The following is a 20,378-nucleotide window of genomic DNA, read 5'->3' as shown; positions in this document are numbered from 1 at the left end:
CGAGGCCTCTGACCACATGGCTTACAAACATTGTGCAACGCTGGCAGGCGTGGGGGTTATAGCATTGCGCGCGCTGGGTGCAAACATGTATGCGGAGGCCGCGCCAGCGGCCCACACACGCGTGCAATTATTTAGTGAGGCATCAACACAGCAGGGCTAAAGAGCTTCGTGAAATGGGTCTGAGAGCAGCAGTTGATGTATGGCACTGGCCGGAATCAATATGGTAAAGTTTTGACCAGTACGGCTAACCATGTAAGGGAATAATATAGATACAACTGAGCAGTTAAACGGGACTTACTTCTATGGCGGGCTTACCAACCTTTCCCCCGGAGAGCTTTATTTCTGGATTATGATTGATATGACCGCCGAGCACTTCATCGGTGCAAAAGATATCATCGCGATAGCTGCCATTTACTCGGGACAAAATACGATTGACGTATCAGGGAAGCTAAAAGGGGCGTGGAAAGGCACCTCTTATGCTTCGGTCTATTCGCGTAAACTGTTACGCGATTACCGTCTTCCTTTCAGATTACCCACATGGATACAAAACCCAAAAAAACCTCTTCAAATTAGAATGTTAATGACTCACAAATTGGGTACGTTCGTCGGTCGCACAATTCTGGTTTTGGGATGGGTAATTATGGCCGCTGATGTAGCGGAGATAGGCTGGAAAACTACGGTAGAATACAACCTTATTGCTCATAAGGACGACAGGATATGGTAGGTGAGGATATAGAGAAGGTTGTGTTTGCGCTGGTTGAAGATTATAACGGCAGAAGTTTGTTCACATTAAGACGTTATAAGCTTGAACTCGACACTGATCTGAACAATGACTTTCGCATGGATCCCATTGACGCTTATGAATTGCTTGAGCGATATGCTGACAGTTTTAGCATTGACCCCGGCACCATCACTTTTACCAACTATTTTCCGGAAGATTTCACCGCACCACATGATCCGCTTACTATCCGCCTGCTAGTTGAGTCTGCACAGGCCGGAAGATGGTTAGGTAAATAACTAACGCCTGCATATGCAGGCGTTATATCTTTAGTTTGTTGCTGCCGCTTCCAGCGAATAAGGGCGAAACGTGAACACCTCTTCTCCCGGCCAGTTATTAATTTCCTTCATTCGTTTCTGCAGCGGTTCATAAACACCTGCGCCGCCTTCACTGCATCCCTGAATCCACCTGAGTTGTCCGGAATGATTCCCATCATCTGAGGCGGCACGCGGTGCTCACTCAACAGGTCGTCGCGGCTGGTTTTCCTGATGTTAAAGAAATCGTTTCTCGTTGCGACTTCACTAAGCGGCAGAATCTTTATGCCGTTGGGTGCGTACATGAACAGGTTGCGGATGTTACCCAGCCTTTTAGTATCGCGCATCGCCTGACGCATCCGGTCGACATCGCTGCTGCTCTGCGCCGCTGAGGTCATGTAGATGATGTAACCGGCATGCGCGCAGTTCTGATAATACTTGCAGCGGAACAGCGTCGCCGCCTCATATTGCTAGGCAGAGTTAAGCGCGCTGAGATATTCTGGCAGGTCGTACAGCTTCCGGTTAATATCCGGCTCCAGCAGTTGAAACGCGGGCTGAAGATTTTTTGAGTGAATAACCTCGGAACATTTATAGGCAGGGCCGTGCTAGTTGTGGGATGGCTGATTCTGGCAAATAATGTGGCACAAATCAGTTTCCGCACCGTCCATCGCTATAACCTGATTGTGAGGCAGGAGGATAAAATCTGGTGAATAATATTACATCAACTCCTGATGCGGTGCGTGAATACATTCTGCGAGAGCTGCCGCTGGTGACAACGCTCTTCTTAAAAAAGATTCAAATTGGTGACGACGACATTCTGCAGGAACTGTTTGAAGCAGACGATATAGCAGATATGGCAGAATCGTTTTTTCGCGTTTTTAATATTCAGCCAGCTGGTTTTACGCCCGCCGCTTATTTCCCCTGGAAAACCCGTCCTTTTTTCTCCCGCGCACCGGTAGAGCAGGATAAATCCCCGCTGACGATACGCATGTTTATGGAGTCGGCCGCTGCCGGGCGCTGGCTTTTTTAGTCCCTGCCAGCGGGCAGCAGATTTGCTCGTTGCGTCAGAGTCCACACAGTGACAGCGGCGTGATTTCCTTCCCAGGCACCTGACTGTAGCTGCCCCCTCAAAGGAGAACCGCTACATGGCATAGGATTACCATTACGGCGTTCGGATTGCCTGAGGAAATACCATCGTGTTGTAACGTATTCCCGGGCATTCCGGCATCAGAGTGACGATTCGTTATATGCACTTCGCGCACGACCATCTTTGGATGCAATATGCTGCAATCCGCTGGCGTTAATGGCAAAGAAAAATGGCGACACAGAGTGCAGCTGAGCAGGAAAGAATAAAACAGGGTTGTGCTCATAGTCGCGGTAGTAACGGTCAAAATCCAGTTCGTTTGGATAACCAAACTCTTAGTAGAGCTTCGTTCGCTTGGTGTTGCCATGATGACCAGCGTACAGCATGCGCTGTCGGCCCATAGCATCAGCAAGGGCGTTAACGAGGAATGTGACCTCGTTGCTTTGTTCACTCACTGATTAGCTACTCAGAAGAAGACTGCGCCGGTCTGTTTGTGCTTGATGTAACCGTCGAGGCCATAGCGTGCGGCATCCCAGCAGTGGTTGTGCTTATCCTCAATGACGGGGAGCACGTCAAAGGATTACACCGCTTCTGCCGCTTTCTGCTGTCTCATACGCCTTTACTGCGCTCATAAGCGCAAACGTTCTGGTTTTTGCAGATCCACAACCACCATGCGCGACGCGATATCGTATGTCTGGTGTTGCAAAGACAGGAACTAACTTGGCGGGAATTTGGAGATCAACTTGGCTTTCCATCTGCTGGGTCAACTCATACCAGGCGAATCGTCGTAGGTTTAGTAGCCATACTCCCATCCGAAGACTTGTGGTCGATTTCTTGGCTCACCTTGTCACCATATTTCTTCGGGTTCATGTGGGCTAATGCCCACTTACGGGTGTCGATGCGCAGTAGTACTTTACTTACCGCTGCGGCCTCTTCGGCAACACTGTCGGCTATGTCGAACATCTCCTCGAAAATTGCGTCGCCGCGGGTCTCGGTGGCTTTCGCGTATTGGTCTCTAAACTCTTGATATTGTGCCAGCCAGTGAAATACAGTCGCCTTTGCAGGCATCCCTGGACGTTCACAGACTTTGCGCAAGCTTTCATTATCGACAAGCAATGAACAGATGCCAGCAGCTACCTCTGGTAGATAATCAAAAGGGCAGCCAGTTTTAGCTTTGGTCGCCATATTTCACCTTAAAGTTTTCTTGCAGCCTACCGATATGGAAATAAAGGAGGCATTATGATTTACGTTCAATTGATACTTATCTTGTTGGCGGGGATTCTGGTGTTCAAGTGGCTACACATCAGGAGCAGAACTATTTACTTTCATCTGTATAGTGTTGCCAGCCACGGTTCAAAGCCAGCGACTATTCATATGCGATTTAAAAACTGTCCAGTTGGCAAAAACGCTGTATTTGAAATCTATGAAGAGCTGCAGAGCACACTGATAGAACTACAAAAAAAGGGATATGATCGCGTTAAATTTGTTTCACACCTATTTCGTAAAGGGGGAACGCACGAGTTACTTAATTTCCTGAACTCTCATGGCATGGTGTGTGAACAAAAGGCTTTCCGTCCTACACCGTGGACCCACTCTTTATCGAACAAGGTCTTGATGCGTTATCATAAAAAGCGCGGAATAAAGGTCTCGCCTAAGTCACTGGATATCACTATCAGACTACAATCCCATTCATCAACCAGCACTTGCTGTTGACCTGAGAGGGGCAGGCTGGTTAGACAGGGCCCCTAACGCGATTTTACTATACCCACTCCAAGAAAAACCCGCCCGTGGGCGGTCATTTATCAGGGTGGGATTCGAACCCACGTTCATGCAGTATCGGCCACGTGCACCACTGCCTGATGTAGCTCATGTCACGCTTTGTCCCGTCAGAGCTTTCGCTCGGCCATCTCGCGCACCTGACTTACAAATCATAACCCAGTCCAGTGAGTTATCAAAGCACGGTAAGCCGACTCAATGGCCCACCAATCTGGTATCGCCATATTTACTCCAATAAAAAACCGCCCGTGGGCGGCTTGCTAAAACGTTCTGTACTCATCCATGTGGTAAAGGTCGATAAATTTCTCGTCTGTACCACCAAATATTTGTGTGATTGACTCACCAACCCTATCAACAACGATTACATGGTTTCCATTCGTTCCTGGCATGTAAGATGCTTTCACAACATGAGTTAAATGGTGTCTGAACTGTGCGCGTAAATAACTATCATTGAATGATTCCCACAATTTGGCGATGCATCATCAGGCGCACTCGCAAATGCGCCTTGTGATGACTACGCCTTGAAATCGGCCAGTCCCTGACCTTTGCGCCACTCTCTCACTGTCGTAACAACCTTCTCGGGATTCAGGTCGTCGTCAAAATTGTAGTAAATCAGGTCTGAACCCTCTGGATGCTCACTGACAGCAATAAAATTCTCCAGCAATTCGTCTTGGTACTTTTCACCACCTTGGGCACTGAAAATTTCCGCTACTAACGCTGTAAACTCGACTTCCATGTAATCCTCAAATTTTGTCCTTAACTTCATTGCGACCTACTCCTATGTGGTGGAGTTCATCTTACTCTTTTTGCTCTGGAACGTACTCTATCTTGAGCACGTCATCCGGCGCGAGGTATACCCAAGCACTATTTTCCTGAGCAATACCGATAAAGCCATTCATCATCTCCGGCTGAGACCTGCTCATCAGGCCTTAATGCATTTCACCGGATTTAAGGTGACGGTGATGCGCTAGTTGTCTGACATTGAGAGCCTCTTTATCCCCTCGGATATATTGCTATCAAATAATATAGTCCGTGGTGATGGCAATACTATGTTTACCTTAGCAAAACCAAGGAGGTGATATTTTTTCCTTTCTCAACACATTCAAGCGGCTCATAAGCAATCAGCAGACGGCGCTGACCGTCGAGCCAGAGTATTCAGATGAACAGCTTTTGCAGTGGGCCAGTGGTTGCATGTTAGAAGGTTTGCCAAATGAATTAATGAGGCGAGAGTTTCTTGCTTCCGTAACATTATAAGCTGGCAGTTCCACTTAGCCTTAAGCTGAAAGAAACGGGACTTACGCTTGAAGCTGTAATAGAAGAGTGCCGGAAGGGTAATCCATCAGACAGCCTGATTTACTCATCAGTCCGTCGCGGTCGCAGAAAGCCTGGAGCGGTTTCACCAGATGCGCTCACAGGTGCATTTGCAGAAGCGCGTGAAATGAGCGGAATTAAATTTGGCCCTAACCCACCAACGTTTCATGAGATAAGAAGCCTTGCCAGCCGACTATATGAGGTGGAGAATGGAGAGGATTTTGCGCAACGACTACTCGGTCATAAAAACCTTTCTATGACTAAAAAGTACCTCGATTCACGCGGTCAGGAATATGTGATGGTTTAGATTGGATATGGTGATTTCGGGAATTTTTCGGGAAATTTCGTTACCATCATTAAAAATGCTATACAAATCAACACGCTAAAAAAAGACCGAATACCATGCAACCTATTTAAAATCAATAAGTTATTAACCAAAGTGGCGATAAGGTGGCGCTTAAGGTAGAAACTATGCTTCAACAATAATTACCCTATCGCTTTTCAAGTCTATCAACTGACATTATGAATTCTAAATTCTCTTAGCTCTAGTGTGTCAGATTTTTTTAGCTGTAACCTTCAATTTGTCATTGATTTCTTGTGTATTACAGATGTATACAATATCTTCTAAACTTCCAACTTCAAGTCTAAATTCTTTACATTCGGAGTTTTCACGCAAAACTGCGATCCTGAATTCTGATTGATGCGAATATTTGCTGTTTTTCTTAAATGCGCTCTCAAGCGAAAATTCATCTATTGAAAATGAAACGGCGCTTTCATCATAATAATCAACAGGCTTAAAATCATAATCTTCGACTTGATTAGCATCAATCAATCGTGTCAAAGCTAGTTCAACTCTCTTTAAGAACTCCTGAACATTTATAATAACAACGGCATAATCACCTAAATTATAAGACTCATCAGGTAATTTGTAATATGATTTCAGCAACTCATACTCATTATCATTAAATACTTCTTTATTTAAAATGCCATGCGAATGCAAAAAAGTCATACAAAAAACATTAATCTGCTCCATCCATTTCATGCTAAATATTACAGGGCCAATTATATTTTTCGAGTCTATTGGCTTGCCATTTACAGTTAGTTTTAGTTCAGTAGGCTGATTAACTCTGTATGCCCCTTCGTGTTTATCAGCGATATTATTTTTCTTATCCTCTTTTAATCCCCTAAAGTATTTTAGTGTATTCATGTATAACGAGCCATTAATAAACTCATCACGAAATTTAACTTCATTAAATACTTTAACAAAAACAGGTATATCCCTTTTCATCCCTCACCTCTTTTATATGCAATCCACTTAATTAAAATATTTAAATCGCTGCTAGTGCGTATTGTATCTTTAACGCACGTTTCTTTGCGATTTCAAAACTATTTATTCGGTTTTTAAGTTGCTCATCAATACTAATAAAATCATTGAATCCATGTATTGATACCCCTTCAAATAGACGTCCTACTGCGATCATCATTCCCTTCTCGCCAGGTTTTTGGTAGTCACCACCCGCAGGAATCTTTCCTTTAAGGTCGATATACTCAACGAAATTGTTGATTAGCGATTGAGTAAAGGAATCAATCTCATTCGAATAAATAGTAAAAAAAGCACCACTATATCTCCCATCCAATCCAGGATAGTAATACTCGATTTCCCATGTTTTTTTACTGACTTTAAGCTTACCACCGCACGGAAGCTTTTCTTGATAAAATTCATCATACATTTATCATTCTCCTTTATTTAAAATAAGTCTTTCATTTTTCAATTAGTGCCCCCCATTCATAAGGCTCTAGAGATTCACCTGTTTCTCTCATGATGATTTCACCTTCAATTCTATCGATCCTAAATGTCTTAAATTTACTGGGAGAGTGACAATATCATTTTATGTAATGTCCGTCGAAACCTTTAACATCAACATCACGAAAACTATTTTCGTCTTTACTATTTAACTATGCAAAGGCAATTTCTTTTAATGCTAAGTCTTTATCTTTGGCGTAATTATTTGAGCTGGATTTATATTTAACCTCATAACCTTCTCCCAACCCAAAATTCCTTTCCGCATTCTTATAATCACTAATAACATCCTTATTAACATTCTCTTTCTCTTCATATTTACGGTTACAGAACCATACAACCGTCGCGCCTAGAACCAGCATAAAAAATGATGCTAGAGCTGAATTTGAGGGTTCAATAGCCAGACCGCAGGCGGTTAAGAAATATAAAGCAGAGAAGATAGATTTAAAAAATTTTTTAGCAAAAATTTGCTTTTTTAAACATATACTGCATATAGACCATATACCTAAGACCATATAAAAAAACACATATATCTTATCCATTAAGAATCCTTATTAGAAATTGTAATCCATTGTTAAAACCACCTTTCCCGCAGTTTTCACCTCTTCTGCGCCGCAAGTAAAGTTTGTTCCCTTGTTTGTGACGCTAATTTTACGGCCCGGCAACAGGGCAACGTCATAAACATCGTATTTATCGTCAATTCCCAGCAGCCAACGCCCGTTGCTAATCTCACCAATATTCATGTCAACGATCCAGGCAGCATTGCTGCTCGAAATGAACATAGGTTCCGCAACGTCATGTGGGATGAATTGTAAGTTAACTTCCCACATTCCAGAGTCATGCAAAGTACCTGTCACAAGATTTTTACGAGGAATTAATTCATTTCCGGATTTTTTAGAAACTTCTTTTCGCTGCTTACCCTTCCCTATAGCCAGCCATTGCAGATCAACACCTGTATCAAGCGCACACGCCACAACTACATCACCAGGAAAATAATTCCTTCTTACCCAAGTGCTGACCGTGCCAGATGAAATATTTAATAATTCACAGAGTTGCTTTTGCAGTGTGAATCCATATGCATCAAGGATACGGCGAAGCACAGGTTTGCCACCATTCGCCATAACTTCATCGTAAACAGCCTTACCGGTTAGGTTTGACAGTTCATGTAGTGAGTTTGCTTTTTCAAGTTCACCTGTCACTAACCAATTAAGATCAGCGCCAGTATCCAAAGCACACTGCACGATAGCATTACCTGGAACCTGCCCGCGCTGCACCCAGCCGGCAACATTGCTTTTAGCTATTCCCAGATGCTCGGCCAGCTCCTTTTGCATACTAAAGCCGTAAGCAGAAAGCATTCGCTCCAAAACTTCAGACCCAACAGCTTTTTCAATTCGCATCCATAACCCTTAGGTTTGATTTTCTTATTTACAGATAAGAAAAACGGATCTAAAATGTTAGCACACCACATACAACACCATAGAACACGTTTAACTAACAGGAGATACTGCGTTATGCATACTGAAAATGCAAACAGTCAGAACGCATTTGACTTAGTGCAATCTCAAGATTTTATTGCCAATGTCGCAGCGATTTTGATGCCAGCCATCAGCGAAGCGGTAAACGACGCCGTAAACAAAGCCGTCACGCTCGCCACATCCCCAACAATGTCCAAACAGGACTTTGCTGCAGCTAACCGCATTAGCCTGTCAGTGCTGGAGAAATGGATTGCTAACGGGGTTGTGCTGCTCGCCCCTACCCCATCTTTCACCTATACGCAGAACCGTACCAATCGTAAGACAGGCGAAGTGGTAGAAACCACCATGACCAAACATGGTAACCCGCTTATCAATGTCGCTGCATGGCGTGAAAAGAACCGCCAGCAGGCAATCAAATGCCGCTACATCAAACCATAACTTGATTTTGCAAGTTAAGAAGGATCTGAGCATGTTTGATTTCAAGGTTTCTACCCATACCCATTACGACGATGCCTGTCGTAAATTCGCGTTAGCTCACAATATGGAAGATGTAGCTAAGCAGTCCGGGATGCGTGCGCAAACTCTGCGTAATAAGCTGAATCCAGACCAGCCGCATCAGCTTACCGTCTTAGAGGTTTTAGCTCTTACCGATGTCACTGAGGATGCAACGTTAGTTGATGGCCTGCTGGCGCAAATCCAGTGCCTCCCCTGTGTGCCGGTAAACGAAGTCGCAGATGAAAAATTCCCCCTGTATGTCATGAAAGCCACCGCAGAAGTAGGCCAGTTAGCAGCTGGGGCAACCTCTAAAGAACCTATGACAGCTAACTGTAAACGTGGCCTTCTGCAAAACGTTAATAGCGGTATTCGCTGCTTAACACTGGCTGCAATGGCAGTACAGGCGCGTATTCAGGCTAACCCTGCTCTGTCCTCAACTGTCGATGCTATCAGCGGCATCGGTGCATCATTTGGCATGAGTTGAGGGGTAATCATGATCTCATTTGCAGCAAGGCTTAAACGCCAAAGCCCATCCATGTCATACGGACACGGCTGGATCATGGGAGAAAACGGTAAGCGCTGGAATCCAGTAACGCCATTATCTTCAGAATTAAAAGCACATGCATTCCCTAAGAGAGGCAAATCATGGCTATCGAAGGCGATTCCATGTTGGTCGAACTGACAGCCGGTCAACGCGTTGCAGCACTGAATCATGTCGCTCTACTCCGTGCGCAACTGATGGGTGGTAATTGCGAAAAAGATGTAGCCCGTTTTATTGATGAAATGCGCGATGTGACTGACAACAATTATCAGGATAACAAACGAGCATTAAGCGCTATCTTTTTCCTGGCGAATATCGGCAAAGATCGGCACTCAGCCGATTTTACTGATCTCACTAATGAAGAAAGAAACGCACTGATTCGCGCAATGAACCACCTGAAAGCCGTTGTGAGTTTGTTTCCCAAACGAATGACTCTTTTAAGCTAAATAACTCAAAGCAATTAATTGGCGTAAACCCGCCGGGATTCGCTTTACATGAAGAAAGGAAAATTACATGCTGAATAAATCATCAGGTACCAGTAAACCTGCTTCATATATTGAACTCGATATGATGCTGAATGATGCGCGTCGCGAGGAACGCCGCGGTCGTGCTGACCTCATGATATCCCGCCTTAACATCCTGGCCTCGAAAATTCGCCGGGAAGAATTAACTTGTGTCGAAGCAGCCGAGCTGCTTAATCAGGAAGCGGAAAAAATCCAAGCTCATATTGAGGAGGCGCACTAATGGCTGACTCAATGGACATCGTACAGCAGCGCACTGACGAAATGTTGGCTCGCAACATTGCGTTAATCACTAATCGCCCTGTCGGTGTATCTGCATTTTTCTGTGAAGACTGCAACGCTCCTATCCCTGAAAAACGTCGCCGCGCCATTTATGGAGTTACACGCTGCGTTAACTGCCAAGACATCGAAGAAAGATTCGGCAATTCACGCAAAGGCGGTGCGGCATGAGCAATTCTAAATCTCACGTTCAGCATAAATCGGATGCAGCCCATTACGGCATCCCGGTGTCATTTCGCTGTCAACCGTTGCGATCCATGCCGGACTCACAGTGCCGGCAACAAGTGAGCAAAGAAATTTCCCGAAGTGATCAGGGACTAAAAACAAGTCTGTCGGCATTGGCAGAAATCGCGGGTCGCCCGCGCAGAAAAACTCAACAGTCTTGCGAGTCGCTTGAAGCGAAATGTGAATATCTGACTGTAGAGATTCCCAATCGTCCCACTCATCGAATTCGTGTCTACGGTTGCTCATTAGCTGTTGGCGCACGCTATTCAATGCGCGCTGAACTGAGCCTTTCCATTCTCCGTGAGGTAGCCACTCTGCTCCAAAACTCCATACGAAAAGACGAACAAGATCGTCTCGACTGGATTTTGAGCCAAGCCAGCGCTCTGGTCGGTAGTTTTGTGTCTGACCCAAAAACGCGTCGCAAGCAGCATACATGTCGTGCGCTGATAAAAGTCTTACAGCGCGTAGAGGTGCTCTCACGCCATCCAGAAAATGAATATTTTCGGCGTAATAAGGGCGTTGAGTAGATGATTCCGGTTCCATTGGATGCCTCCCTTTTTAATATTAGCGAAGAAACTAATACCATTTCTGATATGCCGCAAGCATACGCTTACCCGTGGAATGCTCCACGGGAAGCCATTGCCAGCCCGTACCCTACCTATGAGGAAACGCACAGCCGCAGTCAGATGATTGCGGCTTTAGTACGTGCGCAGGAACTACTCGAAAAGCAGCCGACTCTGATACAGCTCGACGTAAAACACAGTGTCAGTGATCTGGAAAAAACGCAGGGAACAGCTCGCGCCAATGCGTACTTAACAAAAACATTTGTTGAGCGCACATTGCCACGCGCTGAAACCGTTAATGCTCAATATCGCCTAGGTGATATGAGTCACGGCACTTTTAACCTGCTGGCCGGAAACTCCGCGAAAGGAGCTGGCGCGGCCAGTGCAGGTGGTCAGCTATGGGAGCTGATGCGCCGCTTTAACCGCCTGCCTGACATGGCGCGCGCCGATGTCGATCTACTGGCCGGGGATGTTGCTAATTTCATCCTCGCCGAGCTGGTACAGGCACACGCGCAGGCCAGCGCCGAGTCAGATTACAAATACATGCACCGCGTTTACATGACTGCCGCCACTATTACCCGCGAGCTGAACCAGATGCCGCCATTATGGGATAAAGTCACGTCCCGGCTGTTTGACCCGGAGGAAGTTACCCCGGCGATCATGCGTATGCAGACGGAAAAATGGTGGAAAGGCCGACTGCGCCGCGTGGCCGCATCATGGCGTGAGCACCTTCAGATTGCCCTGGCTAACGTCAGCAAAAAGCATACCCCCTATGCCAGCAGTATGACCGTTTCAGAGTGGCGCGAGCAGAAGCGCCGCACCCGTGAGTTTTTAAAGGGAATGGAGCTGGAAGACGAGGAAGGCAACCGCATCAGCCTCATCGAGAAATACGACGGCAGCGTGGCTAACCCGGCGATCCGCCGCTGCGAGCTGATGACCCGCATTCGTGGCTTCGAAAACATCTGCAACGAAATGGGCTTTATCGGCGAGTTCTACACCCTGACCGCCCCGGCTCGCTATCACGCCACAATCAAAACCGGGCATCGTAACCGCAAATGGAACGGTGCCAGCCCGGCCGACACGCAGCGTTATCTCTGCAGCGTCTGGCAGAAAATCCGCGCCAAGCTGCACCGCGAAGAAATCCGCATCTTCGGGATCCGAGTTGCTGAGCCTCATCATGATGCGACCCCGCACTGGCACATGCTCATGTTTATGCGCCCGGAGCAGGCTGAGCGCGTGCGTGAGATTATGCGCGACTATGCCCGGCAGGAAGACGGCAGCGAGCTGACAACTGACAAGGCCCGTAAGGCTCGTTTTCACGCCGAGGCTATCGACCCGAATAAAGGCAGCGCAACGGGTTACATAGCTAAATACATTTCCAAAAATATTGATGGTTATGCACTGGATGGCGAGAAAGATGACGAGAGCGGCAAAGATCTGAAAGAAACCGCCTCGGCCGTTTCTGCCTGGGCGGCACGCTGGCACATCCGCCAATTTCAGTTTGTGGGCGGTGCGCCGGTCACGGTTTACCGCGAGCTGCGCCGCATGGCAGACAGCGAAACCGCGCACGGCCTGAGCGTTGAGTTTGCTGCCGCGCATGACGCAGCCGACGCAGGAGACTGGGCCGGATACGTTAACGCGCAGGGAGGCCCGTTCGTGCGCCGCGACGAGCTGGCTGTGCGCACCTGGTATCAGGCAAGCGAAGACTTTAATGAATACGGTGAGGAAACCGTGCGCATCAAGGGCGTTTACGCAACTGAAGTTGGCGACGACACGCCGATCTTAACCCGCCTGATGCAGTGGAAGATTGTTCCGAAACGTGCCGTTGATTTGGGTTTGGAATTTAAGGACGCGTCCGTGTCCTCTCGGAGTTCTGTCAATAACTGTACGGAGCCGACAGGCTCTGAAACCACTATCGATTTCACAAAGCCCCTTACTCGCGCCGAGCGAAGAAGGATTATTAAGCGATTAAGAGAAAAGCCAGCGCCGGAGCAACCTGAGCCGGACAAATACCTACCTGAAGTGAGTCATTGCACAGAACGGGAGGCGTTGAAAAAGAGTTTCTTCGAGATCTCCAGGTTAACACTATCCGACGGCGAAGCTGTGCGCATGATTAAAGGCTATACAATCAAGGTTGGGGAGCTTTCTTACTGGAGCGGTACAAGCGGCTATCTGTTCCATAGACGGAACAAGAATCCTACTCCCTTAAAAAGATTTAATGCTCTTGCGAAAAAAAGCGGCATACCTGTGCCTGATTAATAAAACGGCAGTCGGACTAATCTGAGCCGCACGATTCTTTACGATTCCAAAACGTCATGATACTGTTTATACATACAGTGCATTTTGACTAAAAGGAGTTAATCATTTGATGGAAATAGATAATCTAAGCGAGACGGTTGCACGCATCCAGTTCATTGCTGACGTATCACTGATCGCACACTGCAAAGAAGATGAATTAAAAATGGCACTGTCGATGATCAGCGACATGGCAGGGACAATCGACACATCTGTTTTCGAAGCTGCCATATACCGCCAGGCTGAATGATTAATTGCCCCTTCCCTACCGTTCACTAGCCACCTTTCAGGTGGCTTTTGCTTCTGCATCAAAGTGCATATGCTTGCATGAATCCGCATGATCCAAATTGGATCGCTAAGCATGTGTGAGGCCGGTGCTGGCGCGTTCAGAGGTAACACATGCACCTGCATGAAAAGCGATGCATAAAGCGGGTAGGCGTGGCGGGGATAGCATTGCGCGCAAGGTCTTAAACATGTATACAGAAGATGCACATGCCTCTCGTGGGCTGACGTGCATGATTGCTTCTAATACATGGGGGTTGCACGCAGTGATCCTGACAAAGCGTGGACTTGAAGCGTCTTAATGCATTGGATAGATTGTCCTTTTTGAAAATGCCGAGTTATAGTTTTAAATATGCAAAAGTGCTCTCTGGCCCTTACAAGATGGTTGCTCTGATCTGGTGCATAAAGCATGTAAGATTATATTGCGCAACCATGATCATCTTAAAAATTTACGTGAAATGACCTATAGCATATTAACTATAAACTTTATTCAATAAGCGCTCTTTAGGTGGAATTATGGACATAAAAGACCTTGCAGGTTTGAGTAAACCTTTAACGAAATTAATTGAGGTCGTATCTTCTGGTGTGGGAGCTGTATCAAAGCCATATTTAATCCGTAAAGAGGCTGAAGCTAAAGTCGAAGAGATACAAATGATCTCTGCAGCACTTAAAAAAGCAGCTGACGAAAGTGGACTTCCTATCATTTATAAAAAAGGTGATATTGAAATGTGGCAGAGGCCTGAGGATGGCACCCTTAATTTCAATGAGGTTTCCCAAGAGGAGAACATTGAAAGTCGATTGGATTATTTAAACAGGAAAAAACAGGGCAATCTTGAAAAAGTAACTACGTATGCAGCTCGTGAGTTAATATCAGAAGAATTAGTGTCAGAAAAGGCGGTCGATGAAGATTGGATTACAAGTTTTTTTAACAATGCTGAGAATATTACTTCGGACTCAATGCAGCAGCTATGGGGGAGGATATTAGCAGGGGAAGTAAAAGAGCCAGGGACTTACTCATTAAGAACAATCGATTTTGTTAGAACGTTGAGTCAGGCGGATGCTAAAATTATACAGAAGGTTAGTCCGTTAATAATCACTTTCAACGGCATATCGTGCTTGCCATTTGATGATTTGGATTGGAAGCGGAAAAATAGAAGTATAAATGTAGCCGAAATGTTAGACCTAAGTGGCTTAGGTGTGCTCCATGAGAGTGACATGCATCTTAAATTGTTTACATCTTTAGATGTTCATGAGGAGCATTTCTTTCAAGGGGAGCATGTGCTAGAAATAAAGAGAGGCAGCGTGAGTTCCGAGATTTTACTGCCCGCTAAAATTGTCACAACCATTGGTGAGGAGATACTTTCACTTTTGCCTCCTCCTGATGATTTAGAATACCTCAAGATTGTTGGTGATGTTTTAATAAAGAAAGGAGCAGAAATTAGATTTGGACAGGTAATTGAAAGATTCGAAGATGGACGGATACAGTATCAATATTTATAAATATTTATTTTATGAGGCAGCAAATAATACTGCCTCTACATCTTTAAAGTATATAGTCACTAAATGAGATTACATGTTCCCCTATCCATGCATTCATTTCCTTCATCCTCTCTTGAAGCGGCGTCAGTTCATTTCGCACAAACACCTGCGCTGCCTTCACCGCATCCCCAAATCCCCCGGAGTTGTCCGGGATAATCCCCATCATCTGCGGCGGCACGCGGTGCGCGCTTAGCAGGTCATCGCGGCTGGCCTTCTTGATGTTAAAGAAATCGTCTTTCGTCGCGACCTCGCTAAGCGGCAGAATCTTGATGCCGTCCGGCTTTCCGTTTGGCGCGTACATAAACAGGTTGCGGAAGTTACCCAGCCCTTTCGTGTCGCGCATCGCCTGGCGCATCCGGTCAACGTCGCTGCTGCTCTGCGCCGCGTCGGTCATATACAGGATGTAACCGGCGTGCGCGCCGTTCTGGTAATACTTGCGGCGGAACAGCGTTGCCGCCTCATTCAGCCAGGCGGAGTTAAGGGCGCTGAGGTATTCCGGCAGGCCGTAAAGCTCCTGATTGATATCCGGCTCCAGCAGGTGAAACACGCTGCCGGCCGAAAATTCATGCGGCTCTTTCCAGTCATTCACAAACCAGTAAACGCCATCTTTCACGCCCCTGCGGGTGAATTTGGCTGGGGTGGTTTCAAGGCGCAGCGGCTTACCCAGGCTGTTACGGCGCAGCTCGGCAAAGGCGTTGCCGAAGACCAGATAATCTAGCGCAAATTTACTGAACTCCTGCTGACTCATCATCGGGTGAGGAATAAACGTTGAGGCCAGAATGTTGCGCTTCACGTAAATCGGCGAGCTGTGATGCACGGCCGAGCGCAGGCTTTTCGCCAGCCCGCTAAAGCTGACCGGCGGCTCAAACCAGCGCCCGTTACCGATGCACTCGGCGTAATCCAGAATGTCGCGCTTATCCATGACCGGCGTAGGATCGCCAAATGTAAACGCCTCGGCGTGCTGCTGCGGTGCGGTTGCCTGTACTGGCTGCGCGTTGGTGGAGTGAGCCTTGCGGCCTCTGCGTTTGCTCATCAGTAAAATTCCAGAATTGAGGGATTAGCGCCGCCGCTGGCTGCGGTAAGCGGTTCGTTTAACAGTGCGTGCATGATGGCCCAGGCGACGTCGGCGTGGCTGGCCTCTTCGCTGCGGCTCGCCTCATAGGTTGAGCGGTTGCCGCTGGCCGTCATGGTTTTGCGGATAGCCATAAAAGACTGCGTGATATCCGTCGCCCCGGCGTCATACTCAAGCCGCCCGCTGCTGATGGTGTCTTTCGCCTTGAGTACCATTGCGGTTTTCACTTCCGGCGAGTATTTGATCTCGCGCGCGGCCGGGTAAAACTGGCGTACCAGCTGGAAAACGCCCTGGCCGATGCCGGTTGCATCCACGCCGATATATTCCACGGTGTATTTTTTCGTTAAGTCCTCAATTGATTTCGCCTGCGCGGCAAAGTCCATGCCCCGCCACTGGTGACGCTCCAGCACGCGGAATTTACCGCCCGCAACGAGCGGCGGCGCGATAACCGCACAGCCTGCGCTGTCGCCGGTATGCGACGGGTCATAACCGATCCAGACCGGCCGGTAAGCAAACGGGCGCGGCAGATAGGGGTTAAAGTCCTCCCACTCCTCCAGGCTGTCGATCATGCAGCTCTGCAGCTCGGCGAACGGGAACACGCTTGCCTCGTCGTCGACAAACTCACACATCAGCAGGTTCTGATATTCCGCCGGGCTGTATTCAAGCTGCAGCTGGTCAATGTCGAACAGGTTGCAGCCGCCGGTCAGCGCATCCTCAACCGTGACAATCTGCCGCCACTGTCCGTCACCGCACAGCGCGCCTTTCGCCAGGTGAGAATGCGACAGGTCTATCTCGATGCGATCATCTTTGCTGCGTCGCCCTTTGTTAAACAGCTCGCCTGACCAGAACGGATAGGCGCTGTGCGACAGGGCCGACGGCGTGGAAAAGTAGGTCGTGCGCCACTTCTTGTGCAGCGACATGCCGCTGGCAACTTTGCGCAGCTCCTGGAATTTCGGGATCCAGAAATATTCATCCAGATAGAGGTTGCCGGTGTAGCTCTGCGCGGTACGCACGTTGGTGCCGAGGAATATCAGGCGCGCGCCATTCGGCAGCACGATGGGATCGCCTTTCAGGTCAACGTCAGCCTGGCGGGCAAAGTCGATGATGTAGTTTTTAAAGACGTGCGCCTGCGCCTTACTGGCTGAAAGAAATATCTGGTTGCGGCCGGTGGTCAGCGCATCGATCAGCGCCTCGCGGGCAAAGTAGAACGTTGCGCCAATCTGGCGCGACTTCAGGATATTGCGGATGCGGTGAGTCAGCCCGGCTTTATGCCAGTTGAGCTGATATTCAAAGCAGTTATCCATAAAATAGCGGGTCAGCTTGTCTGTCTGCTCGTCGCTGAACTCATTTTTAACAACCGGCTGGCGCTCGCCTTTGTTACGGTTGCGCACGTTGGGGTTTAAGTCGGCCTCGTTGCCGCTGCTGCGGTAGCGCTCAACGCGGGCAAGGCGCTCAATCTGACGGCCGAGCGCGTCTATCTCTTTGTAATCACCATTCCCCTTTACCTCTTTCATGATGAGCTGGATCAGCCGGGCTTCCATGCTGGATTCAACGCGACTGATGGGCGCAACGTCGTCCCACGCGTCGCGCAGCTTCCAGCTCTGCACGGTTGGCGTTTTCTGTCCGAGCGTCTCCGCAATCTGGCGCACGGAATAACCCTGCCAGTAAAGCAGCGCGGCCTGACGGCGCGGATCGCTGATGATGGTTGTCGGTGTCGTTTTCATACCGGCAAGGCTACCGGTGCCGAAAATGGCGCGCCTGCTGTCCGTGTTTGCTGATGTACCAGCGGGCTGGCATTCGTTGAGGGATTGTGTGGCGACGGGGAAACTGGCCCCGAACCGACCCAACACCTGACCGGAGCCTGATTAATGGCAGCAATCAAAGCAAAGCGTTTTCGTATCGCAGTTGAAGGCGCAACCACTGACGGCCGTGTCATTTCCCGTGACTGGATTTCGCAGATGGCGAAAAACTACAGCCTAGAAATGTACGGCGCACGCATCAACATGGAACACATCCGGGGCTATGCCGCTGACAGCACTTTCCGCCGCTTTGGCGACGTGACCGCCGTCGAGGCTGAAGAAATCGGCGACGGCCCGCTCAAGGGCAAGCTGGCGCTGTTCGGCTGGATTGATCCGACCCCTGAGCTGGTTGAGCTGACCAAAGCACGTCAGAAAATCTACACCTCCATTGAAGTTAACCCTGAGTTCGCCGACACGGGCGAGGCGTATCTGGTTGGCCTGGCCGTCACCGACGACCCGGCAAGCCTCGGCACGGAGATTCTGAGCTTTAGCGCCACGGCCAGAGTTAATCCGCTGGCATCCCGCAAGCAGGACAAAGACAACCTCTTTACCGCCGCCGAAGAAACGGTGATCGAGTTTGAAGAAGTGGCGGAGCCGTCACCGTCCCTGCTGGCGCGCATCTCGGCGATGTTCTCTGCCAAAAAGAAAACCGATGGTGAGCAGTTCGCCGACGTCAGCGCGGCGGTAACGGCCGTCGCTGAGCAGGTGCAGCTGAATGCAGAGAGCCAGACGCAGGTGCTGTCGGCACTGGAGCAGTCCGTCACTGCACGTCTGGAGGCTATCGAGCTGCAGGCCGGGGAAGACCGCGCCGCTTTCGCTGCGCTGCAGGGCCAGCTTTCGCAGACCGACGGCAGCTTTACCCGCCGCCCGGCGGCAACCGGCAGCGATCCGAAGTCCGGCGCGCAGACCGACTGCTAATCAGGCGTTGCCTGAACGTTAAAACCCAACACAGAGATAAACAGGAACGCCAATGCGCAAGAATACCCGCTTTAAGTTTAACCAGTTCATGACCCGCCTTGCCGAGTTGAACGGCGTCGAAACCGACGACATGAACAAGAAATTTACCGTTGAGCCGACGGTCACGCAGACCCTGATGAACCGCGTGCAGGAGTCTTCCGACTTCCTGACGCGCATCAACATCGTGCCGGTGTCCGAAATGAAGGGCGAGAAGATCGGGATCGGCGTATCCGGCTCGATTGCCAGCGTGACCGACACGGCAGGCGGCGATGAGCGCGAAACTGCTGATTTTGCCGCGCTGGATAAGCAGGGTTACGAATGTGTGCAGGTCAATTACGACTTTCATATCCGCTATAACACGCTCGACCTGTGGGCGCGTTATGAAGATTTTCAGGCCCGTCTGCGTGACGCCATCGTGAAGCGCCAGGCGCTTGACCGCATCATGATCGGCTTCAACGGCGTGACCCGCGCCAAAACCTCGAACCGCGCCAAGAACCCTATGCTGCAGGACGTGGCCGTGGGCTGGCTGCAGAAGTACCGCAACGATGCACCGGCGCGCGTGATGAGCAAAATCACCGAGGAAGACGGCACCGTCGTCTCTGAAAAAATCCGCGTCGGCAAAAACGGTGATTACGCCAACCTTGATGCGCTGGTGATGGATGCCACCAACACCCTGATCGAGCCGTGGTATCAGGAAGACCCGGAGCTGGTTGTTATCGTGGGCCGTCAGCTGCTGGCTGATAAATACTTCCCGATCGTCAACCAGTCGCAGGCCAATACCGAGCAGCTGGCCGCTGACGTCATTATCAGTCAGAAACGCATCGGCGGCCTGCCAGCGGTGCGCGTGCCTTACTTCCCGGCCGACGCGATGTTTATCACCCGCACCGATAACCTGTCGATTTACTGGCAGGAAGGCACGCACCGCCGTCTGATTGACGAAGTGCCGAAGCGCGACCGCATCGAGAACTATGAGTCCATCAACGAGGACTACGTGATCGAGGATTACGCGGCCGGTTGCCTGGTTGAAAACATCGAAGTCGGTGAGTTCAGCGCGGCTGCAGAAACCCCGGCAGCAGAAACCCCGGAGGCGTAACGCATGTTAAGCCCTGCCCGACGTCACCGCATGCGCCAGCAGGCTATCGAAGCCTCGCAGAACGCCGACAACCCGCTGCGCCACGCCAGCGGCTATGAGCAGATGCTCATTAAGCTCAACGACGACAAGCGCCGCCTGAAGAAAGTGCACTCTAACGAGCGCAAGGCGGAAATGAAGCGTCAGCTGCTGCCTGAGTACCTGCCGTGGGTGTCCGGCGTGCTGGAGAAAGGCAAAGGCG

25 protein-coding genes and 4 pseudogenes are annotated in these 20,378 nt (G+C 49.1%); 18 read left to right on the top strand and 11 right to left on the bottom strand.

What is annotated here, in order from left to right; all coding sequences use genetic code 11:
• The first annotated feature begins 265 nt into the window (after positions 1-265).
• Positions 266-724, top strand: a complete 459-nt coding sequence (locus F3I47_RS00140; protein WP_150029496.1) for an STM2901 family protein — start codon at positions 266-268, stop codon at positions 722-724.
• Entirely contained in the window at positions 718-1,017 is a 300-nt protein-coding gene (locus F3I47_RS00135; protein WP_150029495.1) for a DUF1493 family protein, read from the top strand. Before F3I47_RS00140 ends, F3I47_RS00135 begins: the two co-directional genes overlap by 7 nt.
• 30 nt (positions 1,018-1,047) lie before the next feature.
• Here the strand turns inward: F3I47_RS00135 and F3I47_RS00130 are convergent.
• Positions 1,048-1,580, bottom strand: a pseudogene (locus tag F3I47_RS00130) (Presumed portal vertex protein); the annotation flags it as partial.
• Here F3I47_RS00130 and F3I47_RS22670 point away from each other — a divergent pair.
• A pseudogene (locus F3I47_RS22670) lies at positions 1,581-1,742 on the top strand (STM2901 family protein); the annotation flags it as partial.
• Complete coding sequence (locus F3I47_RS00125; protein WP_150029494.1) at positions 1,739-2,062, top strand: DUF1493 family protein; 324 nt, start codon at positions 1,739-1,741, stop codon at positions 2,060-2,062. The pseudogene F3I47_RS22670 and the gene F3I47_RS00125, both read left to right, overlap by 4 nt.
• 323 nt (positions 2,063-2,385) lie before the next feature.
• On the opposite strand, the pseudogene F3I47_RS22665 reads toward F3I47_RS00125, so the two are convergent.
• From F3I47_RS22665 to F3I47_RS00105, 4 genes and pseudogenes are all read right to left on the bottom strand, one after another.
• Positions 2,386-2,571: pseudogene (locus F3I47_RS22665) on the bottom strand (DUF1073 domain-containing protein); the annotation flags it as partial.
• A 120-nt stretch (positions 2,572-2,691) separates the two neighbouring features.
• Positions 2,692-2,871: pseudogene (locus F3I47_RS22405) on the bottom strand (PBSX family phage terminase large subunit); the annotation flags it as partial.
• A gap of 13 nt (positions 2,872-2,884) precedes the next feature.
• Entirely contained in the window at positions 2,885-3,301 is a 417-nt protein-coding gene (locus F3I47_RS00115) for a ubiquitin carboxyl-hydrolase (protein ID WP_150029493.1), read from the bottom strand.
• Between the two features lie 1,105 nt (positions 3,302-4,406).
• The gene (locus F3I47_RS00105; protein WP_150029492.1) at positions 4,407-4,658 is read right to left on the bottom strand and encodes a bacteriocin immunity protein; all 252 of its coding nucleotides are present in this window, start codon (positions 4,656-4,658) and stop codon (positions 4,407-4,409) included.
• Positions 4,659-5,147: 489 nt separating this feature from the next.
• Here F3I47_RS00105 and F3I47_RS00095 point away from each other — a divergent pair, with 489 nt between their 5' ends.
• Entirely contained in the window at positions 5,148-5,510 is a 363-nt protein-coding gene (locus tag F3I47_RS00095; protein ID WP_150029625.1) for a tyrosine-type recombinase/integrase, read from the top strand.
• 246 nt (positions 5,511-5,756) lie between these two features.
• On the opposite strand, the gene F3I47_RS00090 is transcribed toward F3I47_RS00095, so the two are convergent.
• The 4 genes from F3I47_RS00090 to F3I47_RS00075 form a co-directional block, all read right to left on the bottom strand.
• Positions 5,757-6,491, bottom strand: a complete 735-nt coding sequence (locus tag F3I47_RS00090) for a hypothetical protein (RefSeq protein ID WP_150029491.1) — start codon at positions 6,489-6,491, stop codon at positions 5,757-5,759.
• 40 nt (positions 6,492-6,531) lie between these two features.
• Positions 6,532-6,933 (bottom strand): hypothetical protein, encoded by a 402-nt coding sequence (locus F3I47_RS00085; RefSeq protein WP_150029490.1) that lies wholly within the window; start codon positions 6,931-6,933, stop codon positions 6,532-6,534.
• Positions 6,934-7,159: 226 nt separating this feature from the next.
• On the bottom strand, positions 7,160-7,546 hold the full coding sequence (locus F3I47_RS00080) for a hypothetical protein (RefSeq protein WP_150029489.1): 387 nt from the start codon (positions 7,544-7,546) through the stop codon (positions 7,160-7,162).
• Between the two features lie 12 nt (positions 7,547-7,558).
• Positions 7,559-8,401, bottom strand: a complete 843-nt coding sequence (locus F3I47_RS00075) for a phage repressor protein CI (protein WP_150029488.1) — start codon at positions 8,399-8,401, stop codon at positions 7,559-7,561.
• Positions 8,402-8,515: 114 nt separating this feature from the next.
• Here F3I47_RS00075 and F3I47_RS00070 point away from each other — a divergent pair, with 114 nt between their 5' ends.
• The 10 genes from F3I47_RS00070 (at position 8,516) to F3I47_RS00030 (ending at position 15,180) form a co-directional block, all read left to right on the top strand.
• Positions 8,516-8,917: a hypothetical protein gene (locus F3I47_RS00070; protein ID WP_003854592.1), complete on the top strand. Its 402-nt coding sequence runs from the start codon at positions 8,516-8,518 to the stop codon at positions 8,915-8,917.
• Between the two features lie 31 nt (positions 8,918-8,948).
• Complete coding sequence (locus tag F3I47_RS00065) at positions 8,949-9,458, top strand: phage regulatory CII family protein (RefSeq protein ID WP_150029487.1); 510 nt, start codon at positions 8,949-8,951, stop codon at positions 9,456-9,458.
• Between the two features lie 9 nt (positions 9,459-9,467).
• Positions 9,468-9,656, top strand: coding sequence for a phage filamentation protein Fil family protein (locus tag F3I47_RS00060; protein ID WP_150029486.1), 189 nt, complete (start codon positions 9,468-9,470; stop codon positions 9,654-9,656).
• On the top strand, positions 9,620-9,961 hold the full coding sequence (locus F3I47_RS00055; RefSeq protein ID WP_150029485.1) for a DUF5347 family protein: 342 nt from the start codon (positions 9,620-9,622) through the stop codon (positions 9,959-9,961). The genes F3I47_RS00060 and F3I47_RS00055 overlap by 37 nt, the downstream gene beginning before the upstream one ends.
• 67 nt (positions 9,962-10,028) lie before the next feature.
• Positions 10,029-10,259, top strand: a complete 231-nt coding sequence (locus F3I47_RS00050; protein ID WP_150029484.1) for a DUF2732 family protein — start codon at positions 10,029-10,031, stop codon at positions 10,257-10,259.
• Positions 10,259-10,486, top strand: coding sequence for a TraR/DksA family transcriptional regulator (locus F3I47_RS00045; protein WP_150029483.1), 228 nt, complete (start codon positions 10,259-10,261; stop codon positions 10,484-10,486). The genes F3I47_RS00050 and F3I47_RS00045 overlap by 1 nt, the downstream gene beginning before the upstream one ends.
• Positions 10,483-11,067 (top strand): hypothetical protein, encoded by a 585-nt coding sequence (locus F3I47_RS00040; RefSeq protein WP_150029482.1) that lies wholly within the window; start codon positions 10,483-10,485, stop codon positions 11,065-11,067. The genes F3I47_RS00045 and F3I47_RS00040 overlap by 4 nt, the downstream gene beginning before the upstream one ends.
• Positions 11,068-11,133: 66 nt before the next feature.
• Positions 11,134-13,362, top strand: coding sequence for a replication endonuclease (locus tag F3I47_RS00035; RefSeq protein WP_150042052.1), 2,229 nt, complete (start codon positions 11,134-11,136; stop codon positions 13,360-13,362).
• Between the two features lie 109 nt (positions 13,363-13,471).
• A complete protein-coding gene (locus F3I47_RS22230) occupies positions 13,472-13,648 on the top strand; it encodes a hypothetical protein (protein WP_176442666.1) in 177 nt (58 codons plus the stop codon).
• Positions 13,649-14,196: 548 nt separating this feature from the next.
• A complete protein-coding gene (locus tag F3I47_RS00030) occupies positions 14,197-15,180 on the top strand; it encodes a DUF2806 domain-containing protein (RefSeq protein ID WP_150029481.1) in 984 nt (327 codons plus the stop codon).
• A 43-nt stretch (positions 15,181-15,223) separates the two neighbouring features.
• Here the strand turns inward: F3I47_RS00030 and F3I47_RS00025 are convergent, their stop codons facing one another.
• The gene (locus F3I47_RS00025; protein WP_150029480.1) at positions 15,224-16,252 is read right to left on the bottom strand and encodes a phage portal protein; all 1,029 of its coding nucleotides are present in this window, start codon (positions 16,250-16,252) and stop codon (positions 15,224-15,226) included.
• Entirely contained in the window at positions 16,252-18,015 is a 1,764-nt protein-coding gene (locus F3I47_RS00020) for a terminase ATPase subunit family protein (RefSeq protein WP_150042046.1), read from the bottom strand. The genes F3I47_RS00025 and F3I47_RS00020 overlap by 1 nt, the downstream gene beginning before the upstream one ends.
• Before the next feature lie 144 nt (positions 18,016-18,159).
• Between F3I47_RS00020 and F3I47_RS00015 the strand changes: the two genes are divergently transcribed.
• From F3I47_RS00015 to gpM, 3 genes are all read left to right on the top strand, one after another.
• A complete protein-coding gene (locus F3I47_RS00015) occupies positions 18,160-19,008 on the top strand; it encodes a GPO family capsid scaffolding protein (protein WP_150042044.1) in 849 nt (282 codons plus the stop codon).
• A 52-nt stretch (positions 19,009-19,060) separates the two neighbouring features.
• Positions 19,061-20,140, top strand: coding sequence for a phage major capsid protein, P2 family (locus F3I47_RS00010; protein ID WP_150042042.1), 1,080 nt, complete (start codon positions 19,061-19,063; stop codon positions 20,138-20,140).
• A gap of 3 nt (positions 20,141-20,143) precedes the next feature.
• A partial coding sequence (gpM, locus tag F3I47_RS00005; protein ID WP_255474555.1) for a phage terminase small subunit occupies positions 20,144-20,378 on the top strand: 235 nt, incomplete at its 3' end.

The organism is Pantoea sp. M_10 (assembly GCF_008631515.1).
Lineage (GTDB): Bacteria > Pseudomonadota > Gammaproteobacteria > Enterobacterales > Enterobacteriaceae > Pantoea > Pantoea anthophila.
The sequence above is the reverse complement of the archived record's forward strand: the minus strand, read 5'-3'. Positions and strand labels throughout refer to the sequence as shown.

Coding starts and splice junctions, on each gene's coding strand:
- F3I47_RS00135 (WP_150029495.1), top strand. CDS start 718: ATGGTAGGTGAGGATATAGAGAAGGTTGTGTTTGCGCTGGTTGAAGAT.
- F3I47_RS00115 (WP_150029493.1), bottom strand. CDS start 3,301: ATGGCGACCAAAGCTAAAACTGGCTGCCCTTTTGATTATCTACCAGAG.
- F3I47_RS00105 (WP_150029492.1), bottom strand. CDS start 4,658: ATGAAGTTAAGGACAAAATTTGAGGATTACATGGAAGTCGAGTTTACA.
- F3I47_RS00090 (WP_150029491.1), bottom strand. CDS start 6,491: ATGAAAAGGGATATACCTGTTTTTGTTAAAGTATTTAATGAAGTTAAA.
- F3I47_RS00085 (WP_150029490.1), bottom strand. CDS start 6,933: ATGTATGATGAATTTTATCAAGAAAAGCTTCCGTGCGGTGGTAAGCTT.
- F3I47_RS00080 (WP_150029489.1), bottom strand. CDS start 7,546: ATGGATAAGATATATGTGTTTTTTTATATGGTCTTAGGTATATGGTCT.
- F3I47_RS00075 (WP_150029488.1), bottom strand. CDS start 8,401: ATGCGAATTGAAAAAGCTGTTGGGTCTGAAGTTTTGGAGCGAATGCTT.
- F3I47_RS00070 (WP_003854592.1), top strand. CDS start 8,516: ATGCATACTGAAAATGCAAACAGTCAGAACGCATTTGACTTAGTGCAA.
- F3I47_RS00065 (WP_150029487.1), top strand. CDS start 8,949: ATGTTTGATTTCAAGGTTTCTACCCATACCCATTACGACGATGCCTGT.
- F3I47_RS00060 (WP_150029486.1), top strand. CDS start 9,468: ATGATCTCATTTGCAGCAAGGCTTAAACGCCAAAGCCCATCCATGTCA.
- F3I47_RS00055 (WP_150029485.1), top strand. CDS start 9,620: ATGGCTATCGAAGGCGATTCCATGTTGGTCGAACTGACAGCCGGTCAA.
- F3I47_RS00050 (WP_150029484.1), top strand. CDS start 10,029: ATGCTGAATAAATCATCAGGTACCAGTAAACCTGCTTCATATATTGAA.
- F3I47_RS00045 (WP_150029483.1), top strand. CDS start 10,259: ATGGCTGACTCAATGGACATCGTACAGCAGCGCACTGACGAAATGTTG.
- F3I47_RS00040 (WP_150029482.1), top strand. CDS start 10,483: ATGAGCAATTCTAAATCTCACGTTCAGCATAAATCGGATGCAGCCCAT.
- F3I47_RS00035 (WP_150042052.1), top strand. CDS start 11,134: ATGCCGCAAGCATACGCTTACCCGTGGAATGCTCCACGGGAAGCCATT.
- F3I47_RS22230 (WP_176442666.1), top strand. CDS start 13,472: ATGGAAATAGATAATCTAAGCGAGACGGTTGCACGCATCCAGTTCATT.
- F3I47_RS00030 (WP_150029481.1), top strand. CDS start 14,197: ATGGACATAAAAGACCTTGCAGGTTTGAGTAAACCTTTAACGAAATTA.
- F3I47_RS00025 (WP_150029480.1), bottom strand. CDS start 16,252: ATGAGCAAACGCAGAGGCCGCAAGGCTCACTCCACCAACGCGCAGCCA.
- F3I47_RS00020 (WP_150042046.1), bottom strand. CDS start 18,015: ATGAAAACGACACCGACAACCATCATCAGCGATCCGCGCCGTCAGGCC.
- F3I47_RS00015 (WP_150042044.1), top strand. CDS start 18,160: ATGGCAGCAATCAAAGCAAAGCGTTTTCGTATCGCAGTTGAAGGCGCA.
- F3I47_RS00010 (WP_150042042.1), top strand. CDS start 19,061: ATGCGCAAGAATACCCGCTTTAAGTTTAACCAGTTCATGACCCGCCTT.